Source organism: Thermodesulfobacteriota bacterium, assembly GCA_031082315.1.
Lineage (GTDB): Bacteria > Desulfobacterota > QYQD01 > QYQD01 > QYQD01 > QYQD01.
Window position 1 is genome coordinate 76,561 of the sequence record JAVHLC010000005.1, and the last position, 12,499, is coordinate 89,059.

15 protein-coding genes are annotated in these 12,499 nt (G+C 50.3%); 14 read left to right on the forward strand and 1 reads right to left on the reverse strand.

Translation table 11 applies throughout. The features are described from left to right. Positions 1-3 precede the first annotated feature (3 nt). A complete protein-coding gene (corA, locus tag RDU59_06175; protein ID MDQ7838061.1) occupies positions 4-1,068 on the reverse strand; it encodes a magnesium/cobalt transporter CorA in 1,065 nt (354 codons plus the stop codon). 353 nt (positions 1,069-1,421) lie between these two features. On the opposite strand from corA, the gene cutA reads away from it, so the two are divergent. The 14 genes from cutA to RDU59_06245 all read left to right on the forward strand — a co-directional run bounded on the left by cutA (position 1,422) and on the right by RDU59_06245 (position 12,272). Then, a complete protein-coding gene (gene cutA / locus RDU59_06180; protein MDQ7838062.1) occupies positions 1,422-1,745 on the forward strand; it encodes a divalent-cation tolerance protein CutA in 324 nt (107 codons plus the stop codon). 36 nt (positions 1,746-1,781) lie between these two features. Continuing rightward, positions 1,782-2,501, forward strand: coding sequence for a lytic transglycosylase domain-containing protein (locus RDU59_06185; protein ID MDQ7838063.1), 720 nt, complete (start codon positions 1,782-1,784; stop codon positions 2,499-2,501). Between the two features lie 317 nt (positions 2,502-2,818). Further along, positions 2,819-3,118, forward strand: coding sequence for an EscU/YscU/HrcU family type III secretion system export apparatus switch protein (locus tag RDU59_06190; GenBank protein MDQ7838064.1), 300 nt, complete (start codon positions 2,819-2,821; stop codon positions 3,116-3,118). A gap of 314 nt (positions 3,119-3,432) precedes the next feature. Then, positions 3,433-4,179, forward strand: coding sequence for a flagellar basal-body rod protein FlgF (gene flgF, locus RDU59_06195; GenBank protein MDQ7838065.1), 747 nt, complete (start codon positions 3,433-3,435; stop codon positions 4,177-4,179). A 70-nt stretch (positions 4,180-4,249) separates the two neighbouring features. Beyond that, positions 4,250-5,032 carry a flagellar basal-body rod protein FlgG gene (gene flgG, locus RDU59_06200; GenBank protein ID MDQ7838066.1) on the forward strand — a complete coding sequence of 261 codons (783 nt, stop codon included), beginning with the start codon at positions 4,250-4,252 and terminating at the stop codon, positions 5,030-5,032. Positions 5,033-5,167: 135 nt separating this feature from the next. Next, positions 5,168-5,920 carry a flagellar basal body P-ring formation chaperone FlgA gene (flgA, locus tag RDU59_06205; GenBank protein MDQ7838067.1) on the forward strand — a complete coding sequence of 251 codons (753 nt, stop codon included), beginning with the start codon at positions 5,168-5,170 and terminating at the stop codon, positions 5,918-5,920. Positions 5,921-5,960: 40 nt separating this feature from the next. Next, the gene (locus tag RDU59_06210) at positions 5,961-6,635 is read left to right on the forward strand and encodes a flagellar basal body L-ring protein FlgH (protein ID MDQ7838068.1); all 675 of its coding nucleotides are present in this window, start codon (positions 5,961-5,963) and stop codon (positions 6,633-6,635) included. 90 nt (positions 6,636-6,725) lie between these two features. Further along, positions 6,726-7,841 (forward strand): flagellar basal body P-ring protein FlgI, encoded by a 1,116-nt coding sequence (locus RDU59_06215; GenBank protein MDQ7838069.1) that lies wholly within the window; start codon positions 6,726-6,728, stop codon positions 7,839-7,841. 123 nt (positions 7,842-7,964) lie between these two features. Continuing rightward, positions 7,965-8,366, forward strand: a complete 402-nt coding sequence (locus RDU59_06220; protein MDQ7838070.1) for a rod-binding protein — start codon at positions 7,965-7,967, stop codon at positions 8,364-8,366. Further along, the gene (locus tag RDU59_06225; GenBank protein ID MDQ7838071.1) at positions 8,347-8,868 is read left to right on the forward strand and encodes a flagellar protein FlgN; all 522 of its coding nucleotides are present in this window, start codon (positions 8,347-8,349) and stop codon (positions 8,866-8,868) included. Before RDU59_06220 ends, RDU59_06225 begins: the two co-directional genes overlap by 20 nt. Positions 8,869-8,871: 3 nt before the next feature. Next, positions 8,872-10,602 carry a flagellar hook-associated protein FlgK gene (gene flgK, locus RDU59_06230; protein ID MDQ7838072.1) on the forward strand — a complete coding sequence of 577 codons (1,731 nt, stop codon included), beginning with the start codon at positions 8,872-8,874 and terminating at the stop codon, positions 10,600-10,602. A 12-nt stretch (positions 10,603-10,614) separates the two neighbouring features. Then, on the forward strand, positions 10,615-11,514 hold the full coding sequence (gene flgL / locus RDU59_06235) for a flagellar hook-associated protein FlgL (GenBank protein ID MDQ7838073.1): 900 nt from the start codon (positions 10,615-10,617) through the stop codon (positions 11,512-11,514). Between the two features lie 28 nt (positions 11,515-11,542). After that, positions 11,543-11,797: a carbon storage regulator CsrA gene (gene csrA / locus RDU59_06240; protein MDQ7838074.1), complete on the forward strand. Its 255-nt coding sequence runs from the start codon at positions 11,543-11,545 to the stop codon at positions 11,795-11,797. Further along, entirely contained in the window at positions 11,787-12,272 is a 486-nt protein-coding gene (locus RDU59_06245; GenBank protein ID MDQ7838075.1) for a flagellar assembly protein FliW, read from the forward strand. Before csrA ends, RDU59_06245 begins: the two co-directional genes overlap by 11 nt. Positions 12,273-12,499: the final 227 nt, after the last annotated feature.

A 12,499-nucleotide genomic window follows, 5' to 3' on the forward strand; every position in this document is an offset into this window, starting at 1 on the left:
CGCTCAGAACCACTTCCGCCGCCTGAAATACATAATCATGCCGACTACCGTCAGCACTATCACCGTCCACACGCCAGCGTAGCCGAAACGCCATTTCAGTTCCGGCATATGCTCGAAATTCATCCCGTAAATCCCGACGATGAACGTCAACGGGATGAACAGGGTGGCGATGACGGTCAGGACGCGCATGACTTCATTCATGCGGTTGCTCATGCTTGAGAGGTAGATATCGAGGGAACTGGAAAGCGTATCCCGCAACGTTTCGATGATATCGAGCACCTGGATCGAGTGCTCGTAGAGGTCCCGGAGAAATACGCCGGTGGACTTGGCGATCAGGGGCGACTCGGACTTCTGAAGACCGCCGACCAATTCACGCACAGGCCACAGCGACTTCCGCAACAAGATCATGTCGCGTTTTGAACGGTGAATGGCGCTGAGGACCTCAGGTGTCGGATGTCCCACCACCCGCTCCTGGAGAAACTCAATTCCTTCGCCGACGTCCTCCAGGATGACGAAGTAGTTGTCAACGATCTCGTCGAGGAGACAGTACACCAGGTAGTCGGCGCCGAGTGTGCGGACACGGCCCTTTGCCGAGCGGAGTCGATCGCGGACCGGATCGAACACGTCGCCCTCGACTTCCTCGAAAGAGAGCACGAAGTCACGTCCCAGGATCAGGCTGATCTGCTGCGACACGATCTGTTGGTTGTCACTGTCGCGGTGCAGCATCTTTAAAACCACGTAGATATAGTCGCCATAGTCTTCCATACGCGGACGCTGTCCGGTGTTCAGGATGTCTTCGAGAGTCAACGGGTGGATGCCAAAGACGTCTCCGAACTGCTGGAGTTGTTGGACATCGTGAAGGCCGGCCATGTTTATCCAGCTTACCGTTGAGCTGGCCGCAGCGAGACGATACTCATCGAGAGTTTCGACCTTTCGTTCAGTCAGGTGGCTCCCATCGTACCCGATCAGGACAATCGATGATTCTTCCACCTGCTTCTTGCCAAGGTGAACCAGGGTGCCAGGAGGCAACCCGACCTTCCTTCGCCGAGATATTCTCTTTTCCGTCATGGGCCCCCTTTTCGGGCATCGCGAACAAGTTATTCTATAGTTTCTTAATAGCTCCACAACCCAAGGGGTTCTTTTAGGGCTCTATGCAATAACAATTTATGCCTGGCTATCCAGCCCATGGTCCCCTAACATATCCTATCCCACTTAACTTATTATAAAATAACATATAATCTCTTGACAGATTTTTTACAACAAATTACCTCTGTATAATATGTTATTTTTATGATTTACAATTATATAGATACCGTGAAAAGTGTCACCATTAAAGAGGCAAAAAGCCTTCTGGATTTGTAAGGGGAGATATTGTGGTTAATGGTTTGACAATGCGGAGATTTTAGGAGGAGGGGCAAGAAATGACCGATTACATCCAGGTGATTACAACCACGGAGAAAAAGGATGATGCCCAGAAGGTAGCGCGGGTTGTTGTTGAGAAAAGGTTGGCCGGCTGTGTCCAAATAATCGGTCCGATAATTAGTACTTATCATTGGAAAGGTGTTATTGAAACCGCCGAAGAGTGGATGTGTGTAATCAAAAGCAGAAAAGACCTTTATCCGGAACTCGAAAGGTCTATTCGAGAGGTCCACCCGTATGAAGTGCCCGAGATTTTAGCCGTGCCAGTAGCTGAGGGCAGTAAGGATTATCTGGAATGGTTGGGCAATGAAATCAAGGAAGGGTAGGTATGCTGGTATGGAAATTGCTATTTCATTTTAAGTATGATAGGCAAAATCGACCCGCGTATTCCAAGTGGCCTTCCTGCTTCGGCTCCCTCTGCGCCTTCCGGGTCTGCACCCCATCCTGATTTTGGCAGCATATTCCGCGCCTCTATAGCCGGTCAGACCAGGGAACAACCCCTGGATATAGTGATTATTCAGGCCCTAAGCCGGGCCTTGCAGGCCATCCTTTCTGAAAATGTATCCGAAGAAAACGGCAGCCTGCCCTCATCACTTTTCCCTTTGAATTTCCCCGACCTGTCCCCTCAGGCCAATAGAGCGGAATACCGTCCGAAGGGAGGGGAGCTTGACGCCGGAGTGTCAAATAATTTACAGGGCGGACAGGATATTGAACATATCGTGAGCGAGGCGTCCCGAAAATACGGGGTAGAACCCGCGCTCATCAAATCGGTTATTGCGGTGGAAAGTAACGGCGATCCGCAGGCCGTATCACCGGCCGGCGCCCGGGGTCTCATGCAGCTTATGCCGGCAACCGCGGCCGAATTAGGCGTAACCGATCCCTTTGATCCGGCACAGAACGTCATGGCCGGGACGCGCTATCTGCGCCAGTTGATGGACCGTTACCAGGGGGATGTAAAGCTGGCCCTGGCCGCCTACAACTGGGGGATGGGTAACCTGGAAAAAAGGCCGGAGGCCCTGCCTAAAGAGACGCGGGAATACATAGCCAGAGTTGAAAGCCGTTATCGTGGCTATGTTGCGTAGTTACAAGATCACGTTAAAGTTCAAAGCGCTGTAACACGTTAGGTGTTTGAAACAGTCCTACACTCAGAAAAGGCTATTAATCTGGAACTCAGGAAATCAGGGAAGTGCAAACCCAAATAAAGAGGGTCTATCTTTTCCTGATTTCCTGAGTTCCAGATTTGATATGTTTCTTTGCACTTTTTATCATGCGTTTTCAAGACACTAAATTGTTACCAAAGCTCAAATTTCAAATCAATTACAAATGACAAAGTTCAAATAGTAGCAGCCCGCCATTCTTTATAGATGCGGCCAACGCTCGTGGCTATAAAGGGCAATTTATGGATAACTGGAAGAAAAAGATCAAAAAGGCCGTCTCGCTGAAGTATGAACCGGTCAAAGACCACGCCCCAAAGGTCACGGCCAAGGGGCAGGGAGTTATTGCCGATAAGATCATAGCCCTGGCCAAAGAGAACAATATCCCTATCCATGAAGACCCGGACCTGGTTGAAATATTATCGAAACTTGACCTTGAAGAAGAGATCCCGCCAACCGTTTACGTTCTGGTCGCCGAGATACTGGCCTTTGTCTATCGCATGAACGAGCGCTGGCCGGGGCGAACGGCAGAAAATTCTCAATAGGTAAAATTTGCCTACGGCTCCGGCAGACAATTCCTCCCGGCAATACAAGCGGCATCGGCTAATTTCCATGAGAGACTAGTTAGCGCTCATCCGGAAACCACCGTTTCCGGATTCACGCTTTCCGCGATCAGCGATTAGCTATCAGCAAAAAACTAATATAAACAATACATTAGCTGAACGCTGAAAGCTGAGTGCTGATCGCTCATCCGGAATTTTTGGGTTTCCGGATGGAAACTATTTAATCTCCCGGATAATGGCATAAGCATTGCACAGAGTAAGGTGCAATCATCGAAAAGTATATATTGGAAGGGTATATGGAAGTCATCTTTAAATCGGGTCTGGAAGGAACGGTAGAGAGCGGCCTCCTTCTTGAAAAAAAGATGGATCTCACGGCCAACAACCTGGCCAATGTCGCTACGGCCGGTTTCAAAAGAGACCGCATATCTTTCCGTGAGTTACTGCTGACTGCCTATAATGGAGAGGTAAAACAGGCTAAAACAGAGTCGATTTATACGGATTTCGGTCCGGGAGAGGTTAAACGGACCGGCAATCCACTGGACGCGGCCCTAAACGGCCCCGGCTTTTTCAAGATAGAGACCCCCGATGGGATCCTCTATACAAGGTCCGGAAACTTTGCCCTTAATGGCGACAATGTGCTGGTTACCGCGCAGGGTTACCCGGTTATGGGACAGGGTGGGCCGATAACCCTGGATGGGACAACTATTGAGATTAACGAGGTGGGGGGCATATCCATGGATCAGGCCGGGGATGGGGTCATGGCCGAGGCGGATAGCTTGGCTGTAGTTAATTTTGACGATCCATCCGTACTGGAAAAGCTGGGGAATTCACTGTACCGGCTGAAAGATCCCCAGGCCTATGAGATCCCGGCCGACGGGACACAGGTCAGGCAGGGCTATCTGGAACAGTCCAATGTCAACGTCATGGAAGAGATGGTTCAGATGATTCAGGTGCAGCGAAATTATGAGTCTTATCAGAAAATAATCCAGCTACTTGATGAAATTGACTCACGCGCGATCAATGATGTCGGAAAATTGACATAACAGAAAGAACAGCTATCAGCAGTCAGCAGGCTGATTGCCGACAGCTTATCCTAAAAAGGAGGTAGCATTTATGCTACGAGGCATGTGGACAGCGGCTTCCGGTATGGCATCACAGCAGCTTCAGCTGGATGTCATTGCCAATAACCTGGCGAATGTCAACACTACCGGGTTTAAGAAGAGCAGGGCGGATTTTCAGGATCTGCTTTATCAGACCCTGCGCATGGCCGGAGCGACAACCGCTACCGGAGGAACAGTTCCCACCGGTATTCAGATCGGCATGGGCTGCCGGCCGGTAGCGGTGCAAAAACTGTTTACGCAGGGTGACTATAACCAGACCAAGAACGAATTGGATTGGGCCATAGAAGGTAAGGGGTTCTTTAAGATCCTCAGCAATGAGGAGGAACTTTATACCAGGGCCGGCGCCTTTAAACTGGACAGGGACGGCTACGTTGTAACCTCAGACGGTGACCGCCTGCAGCCGGAATTTGCCGTGCCCACCGGGACGGTAAACATCTCCATCGATTCCGGCGGGCGACTGGTAGCCGCGGGTGCGGATGGCACAGAACTGGGCTCAGTGCAGGTTGTTTTGTACAGCTTCCCTAATCCGGCCGGCCTGTACAGCGTGGGGCGAAATCTTTTGCGGCCGACCGAGGCCTCAGGCGAGGCCATTCAGGGAAACCCTGGGATAGAAGGGTTCGGGACCGTAGCCCAGGGATTTCTGGAGGTATCCAACGTGGATGTCGTGGAAGAGATGGTCAGCATGATCATCACCCAGCGGGCCTACGAGGTCAATTCCAAGGCTATTCAGACCGCAGATCAGATGCTTGAACTGGCGAATAATCTCAAGCGATAGGCAATGCAGCTTTCAGCAGTCAGCGATCAGCTTTCAGCCCTGAAATTGAAATCCAGAAGGAACTGGATGCCGGATCAAGTCCGGCATGACAAGTATTTAAATGCCGGGTTAATAGAATCTAGGGGTCAGTAGTAAATGGTTATGAGGAAAACAACAACAATCGGTATAATCGGCCTTTCCTTCCTTATCGTGCTGGGCGTGTTACAAGCCGCGCCCGCCCTATCCGGAGAAGGTGGGGGGGCGTGCTCTCCCTATACCCTTACGCAGGAAAACATTGAGTCCATTTACAAAGATTTTGTTTATGCGCACATGCCCTGGCCCAGGGAAGATGTGGTTATCTCGCGTGTGCATGCCGGTGAGGTAATAGTGCTGCCGGGCAGCCAGTTTACTTTTGAAGTGACACCGCCGAACGGCGCATACCTGGGGGATACGGCCTTGAGGGTGGTCTTCAGGGTTAACGGGCGGGAAGTGAGAAAGGTACGCATCTTTGGGCATATTGATATCTATAGGGAGGTGGTCTGTATGGATCATTCCATGCGAAGGCACGAGGTTATACAGGAAGACGATTTGTGTACGGCGCGCCGGGATATATCACGGATCAGTAATGCAGCCATAAGTGATATAAGAGAGGCGGTTGGCAAGAGACTGGTCAGCTCGGTGCGGGCCGGAGAAATTATTAAGCGGGACATGCTCGAACTCGCCCCCATCATAAAAAAAGGAGATCGGATTGCAATAATAGCGGACACGGAGACGCTGTTAATCAGGGCCCGGGGAGAGGCCATGGAAGGGGGGGCAGAGGGTGAGATGATCCGGGTGCGCAACAGCAAGAGTAAGAAGGAGGTCTATGCCCGGGTCATAGACGCATCTACCGTTCAGTTGGAACTTTAAGTACGGGATGGAAAGCGCTATGAATAGCTTGAGACGGTTTATGACTACTATTATTCTCAGTCTGGTTCTGGCGGGCTGTGCAGGCATGATGCCTGAAGATAAAACGCTCATGTCCTCTATTGCGCCCGATATGCCTTCTCCGGAGCCGCATAGGCTGGAAGGGGCTATCTATGCCCAAAATATGCCGGTAAAGATTTTTAGTGACTGCCGGGCCCGAAGCATAGGGGATATTGTCACGGTCAATATCGTGGAGACCTCCAATGCCTCCAAGAAGGCCGCTACTAAAACCGGCCGAAGCACCAGCGTAAAGGGCGGCATATCGGCTCTGCTTGGTTTTGAGGGTGCCGTAGAGGACAGGAACAGCAGATTTAGTGCCGACAGCATGATCGAAGGCGGTATCGCCAGTGATTTCGATGGGTCAGGATCAACCAGCCGGAATTCGACGGTAACGGCCTCTATCTCCTGCCGGGTGGCCAATGTCTTACCCAATGGGAATCTGGCCATTCGCGGGTCCAGGGAGATTCGGGTGAATAACGAGACACAATACATGATATTGACCGGAGTTATTCGTCCCGAGGATATTGCCGCGGATAATTCCATTATATCGTCTTATGTTGCCGATGCCCGCATTACGTACACGGGCCGGGGTGTCCTGAGTGAAAAGCAGAGCCCGGGCTGGCTGGCGCGCATACTGGATTATATATGGCCGCTGTAGGAAGCTCAAGGCTCAAAGCTGAAAGCTCAAAGCAAAAAGCTAAGAGCCTCGATAAAGTACAGGCTTTTGAAATTACATAAGAGGTCATCCATGAACCACCTGCAACGGATCCTTCTAGCCGCCCTTATAACGCTACTCTCATTTATATATCTTGCCGGTTCGGCTCAAGCCGCCCGGATCAAGGACATTGCCTTTTTCAAGGGGGTGCGCACCAATCAGTTGGTTGGTTATGGACTGGTAGTCGGCCTGAACGGCAGCGGTGACAGCGACCAGACCAAGTTCACGGTGCAGTCTATAGTGAATATGCTGGAACGTATGGGCGTACATGTCTCAGCCAAAGAGGTAAAGGTCAAAAATGTGGCCACGGCGATGATTACTGCCCAGTTGCCGCCGTTTGCCAAGGCGGGAAGCAAACTGGATATCCTGGTATCCTCAATGGGCGACGCCAAAAGTCTCCAGGGAGGCACCTTGCTCCTGACGCCCCTTAAGGGGGTCGATGGTCATATTTATGCCCTGGCCCAGGGACCCGTATCTGTGGGCGGATTTGCCGTAGGCGGCGCGGCCGGGGGCGGTGTCCAGAAGAATCATCCTACCGCAGGGATGATAGCAGCCGGGGCAACCGTAGAAAGAGAAATTCCATACGCCCTTGGCTCCCAGAAAGAGATAATGATCGGCCTCTACCGCCCGGATTTTACCACTGTAACCAGAATGAGCGCAGCAATTAACAAAGAGGTGGGGATGGCTGTTGCTGAACCAATAGATGCGGATGCGGTGAAGGTTACGGTGCCTGAATCTTTATCCGAAGACGTAGTCAGGCTTATGGCCCGACTGGAGATGGTTGAGGTCAGACCGGATATTGCCGCCAAGGTGGTCTTAAATGAAAAGACCGGTACGGTAGTTATGGGTGAGAACGTGCGGGTGTCCCGGGTAGCCATAGCCCATGGGAATCTTAGTATCCAGATCAAGGAAAGGAAGATAGTCTCCCAGCCCCTTCCCCTGGCCAAAGGGGAGACGGTAGTCACTCCGGAGTCGGAGGTCGCCGTAAAGGAAGAGGCCGAGAAATTGCTCCTCCTTGAGGAGGGGGCGAGCATTGGTGAGGTAATCAAGGCCCTTAATGCTATCGGAGTCACGCCGCGTGATTTGATCGTTATCCTGCAGTCCTTGCGGGCGGCCGGGGCATTACAGGCGGACTTAGAGATTATTTAGTTTTCGTCCGGAAACCGAAAATTTCCGGACGAGCAGTCAGCACTCAGCTATCAGCGTTCAGCTTCCGGCCGCTGATAGCTAAAAGCTAAAAGCTGAAGGCTGAAAGCTGAAAGCGAAATTATCATGGCAGATAATATCTCCATACCTGCTGAAAGCAGCAAAATCAAGGTCATAGGGCAATCGGCCGATAAGCGTACTAGGGATGACAGGTTAAAGGCGGCGTGTGCTGAGTTCGAGTCGCTTTTTATCCATCAGTTGTTAAAGATGATGCGTGATGCCGTTCCTAAAACAGCCCTTTTTCATGGGGGGTTAAGCGAGGATATTTATACCTCCATGTTTGACCAGGAAGTGGCCAGGAAAATGGCTGAGGATAGGGGGATTGGCCTGGGGAAACAGCTTTATGAACAGGTTTCAGAGGCGGTAGCAAAGACCAGGAGAAACGAAATCCCCGGTTCAATCGGACGTGGGGGCCTGAAAGACAAAGAAACGAGTGGGGTAAACAAAGATGGCGACCAAAAGGAATGATCGTAACTTGCTTCTTCCCAAAGGAATATTTGAACTCCTGGAAAAAGAGGTGGGTTTTTACCAGGAACTTTTGAGGCTGCTGGACAAAGAGCATGAGTGCCTGCATAGCCTATCTGTAGAAGAACTCTGCGCGGTAAGCAAGGCCAAGGAAACAGAGATATTGAAGATAAAGGTAGTAGAGGAGAACCTGAAAGATATTACGGCCGGGCTTTTCAAAAATCACGGTTATGTGTCGGAAGACACCACAATAACCGCACTGATGGAGGTCGCCGATAAAAAGCAGGCCGGGATACTTAAGAATTATCTGGCCATTCTTACTGCCTTGAAGGGAGACATACGGGAGCGGAACGGCAACAACAAACGATTCATCGAGGAAACCCTGGAGGTTATAGAAGATTCCCTGTCCATTCTGGTGCCGCCCCGCAACGCTCCTTTTTATACTCCGCAGGGGAAGAACGCGCGTTGTTCGTGTAATGCCAATGTGTTAAGCAGAGAGGTGTAAGACATGAGCGGTGTAAATGCCGTACTAAGCATAGCCAGGACGGCCCTTCTTACCCAGCAGCTGGCCATTGAGGTGACCAGCCATAATGTGGCCAATGTAAATACGCCGGGATACTCCCGCCAGCAATTGGTTATGGAGCCGAATAACTCCACTACGATAGGGTTAGGAGAGATAGGAACAGGCGTTCAGGGCCAGGCTATAATCCAGTACCATGACAAGTTCATGACTGCGAAGGTGAATCAGCAGGTGTCCTCTATGACCGGTTTTGAGGCCAAGAAATCGAGCATGGCGGTTGTAGAAACGCTTTTTAATGAGACCACGGATGGAGGGCTTAGTGAACTTTTAGGACAATTCTGGGCAGCCTGGCACGACTTGGGCAATAACCCTTCCGGTAAGGCCGAAAGGGCTACGCTGGTTGGGCGGGCCGAATTACTGGTCGATCACTTTCAGGGTCTGTACAGCGACCTGATGCGCCTCAGCACGGATATGGATATTAATCTCGACGCGGGGATTGAAGAGATCAATTCCCTTACCGGACAGATCGCGGATCTCAATGTGCAGATTATAGCGGCCGACCAGGGTGTAGGTGCAGCCAATGATTTGCGGGATAAGCGTGACTATCTGGTGCGGCAACTGGCGGAGCTTATGGATATTAATTACTTTGAGATAGGCAGCGGCGCCTATACCATTATGTCCAATAGCGGGCATATCCTGGTGGAAACCGATAAGTCCTGGGACCTGGAACTGAATGGCGGCCAGGTTTACTGGATCAGCAGCACCGGGGCAGAGGTGGAGATGCGCAGCGGTGATGTGCAGGGAGGGAAATTAGGAGGCTGGTTGGCGGTCAAACAGGAGATTATCCCCGATGTATTGGACAAGGTGACTAACCTAGCCGAGTCTTTTATCAGAGAGGTGAACAGCCAACACAGTCAGGGTATGGGGCTGGCGCCATTTGCCACAGTGACCGGCGCTTATGCCGCTGATAGCACTGAGGAAATAGGAACCAGTGACTCCGAGTTGCCTTTCTACGACGTGGTGCAGGACGGCTCCTTCAATTTATGGTTGTATGACAGCAACGGCGACGTCATCGGGGGGGCAGCCAATAATATTGCGATAGATGCGGACGTGGGGGGTACCACATTGAATGCCCTTGCCGCTACAATCGACGCTATCTCCGGGATTGACGCCTCGGTTAGCGGCGGAAAACTGACCATAAGCGTTGATACCGGCGAAGAGCTCACGGCAGTTGGATTTGGCTTCTCAGATGACACCTCTTCCGTTCTGGCGGCCTTGGGCATTAATACTTTTTTTGACGGCTATGATGCCGGGTCAATAGCCCTTAACTCGGTTCTCACCGATAATACGGATAACATTGCGGCGGGGACTATAGATTCAACAACAGGTGACTATAGCCTTGGTGATAATGAAAATGCCCTGGCCCTGGCCGATTTGCAGATTCAGGAGGTGGACATCGGCGGGCAGTCAGCAACCCTTGACGACTATTATAATGCCCTGGTGGGAGAAATCGGCATTACAGCCCGCGGGTATAACAGCGGCTATGATTTTAGCCGGAACATGGTTAATCAGTTGGGTCAGCTGCGTGATTCCGTCTCCGGCGTCTCTCTGGATGAGGAAATGACCAAATTAATCCAGTACCAACAGGCATACTCGGCTGCGGCCAAGTTAATCCAGGCCTCGGATGAGATGATGCAAACCCTTCTTTCTGCAAAATAGGAGTAATCAACCATGCGTATAACTATGAATAATATCTATGGTTCGATAATCAACAATCTGGATAAATTAGCCGATGATATGCATACATTAAATGAGACCATCTCCTCCGGCAGGAAATATACTACGCCTTCCGATGATCCGGTGAGTTTGATCGGCGCCCTGGAAATACGGTCTATAATTGATGAAACAAAACAGTACGAGCGTAACGTCACCTATGGCATATTATGGACAGACAGTGCAGAGATTGCCTTGAGACAAACGGATGAGATCATATCCCGGGCCCGGGAGATAGCCGTTCAGATGGCTAATGCTACGCAGAACGAGGCTACACGAGCTTCAGCGGCAATAGAAGTCGGGCATCTGATTGAACAGATGGTGGCCCTGGGAAATTCCCAGGTAGCCGGGGAGTATATCTTTAGCGGACAGAAGACAAATATAGCTCCCTTTACCTATGATTCGGTAGCGGGTACGGTTACCTACAATGGCGACGAGAACGACATAAACATCCGGGTAGGCCGCAACAACAGCGCGACCATCAATAAAAACGGCAAAGACGCCTTTATGGACGATGATGAAACATCCAACCTTTTTACCTATCTTATTGACTTAAAGGAGGCTCTGGAGGGCAACGACGGGAGCGGGATTCAGGACAGTCTCGGCAGCTTAAGCGATGCCGCTGATTATATCAATGAGAAGGTAGCCGATTTTGGAGCGAAATATAATAAATTGGATATGAAAAAATATATATACGCCGAGTTGGAATTAAGCAACACGGAAAGATTGTCCGATATAGAAGATACAGATTTAGCAGAGGCCATATTGAATCTGCAGACCAAGGAGGTTGCCTATCAGGCGGCCCTGACTGCGGCCTCAAAGGTTATGCAACTCAGTCTTGTCGACTTTTTACGATAACGGGTGATTTTCTCACCATGGAGGGTGAATGCTGGTCTTAACGAGGAAAAAAGGCGAAAGCATTATTATTGGCGATGATATTCGTGTCTATGTAGTGGATGTAAAGGGGAAACAGGTCAGATTAGGAATAGAAGCCCCTCCCAATGCGCCGGTACACCGTGAGGAAGTCTATAGAATTATTCAACTTGAGAATCAGTATGCGGCGCGGGAAGCGCCACTTGATCTGACTCAGGCTTCAGATGTCTGGAAAGAAGAAAAAGAAGGCGGTAAGAATGAAAACTGAGACTAACTTGAAATTAAAATCGGTTGACGAAGAGCAAAAGATAAAACTTAAGACCACAAGATTCGGTGAACTTGAAGTACCCGGGGGAAATGTCATACATATGCCCGGCGGAGTCCTGGGTTTTCCAGGCTGTAAGGATTACATCCTGATACCACACAAGGAGAATTCACCTTTCTTATGGTATCAGTCGTTAGACGACCCTGCCCTGGCCTTTGTAGTTATTAACCCCCTTATATTAAAGCCGGATTATGATGTCCCGATAAGCCCCGCACTTATGGAGGGCCTCGGTGCGGAAAAAGTCGAAGAACTGGAATTGCTGGCTATCGTGACCATACCTAAAGACCGGCCTCAAGAAATGACCGTCAATCTGCTGGGGCCGATCGTTATCAATTCTGCCAGGAGACTGGCCAAACAGATTGTATTGGACCCGGAACGTTACAGCACCAAGACTCCGATCCTGCCGCAGAAGAAATAAGATTTTTTGTAACAATTTAGCGTCTTGAAAATGCATGATGAAAAATGCAAAGAAACACATCAAATCTGGAAATCAGGAACTCAGGGAAGCGCAACCTCAAATAAAGAGGGTCTATCTTTTCCTGATTTTCTGAGTTCCAGATTAATAGCCTTTTTTGAATGTAGGACGGTTTAAAACACCTAAATTTTATAATGCTGGATGATACAAAATTAAAAGCCGGAGAAAAA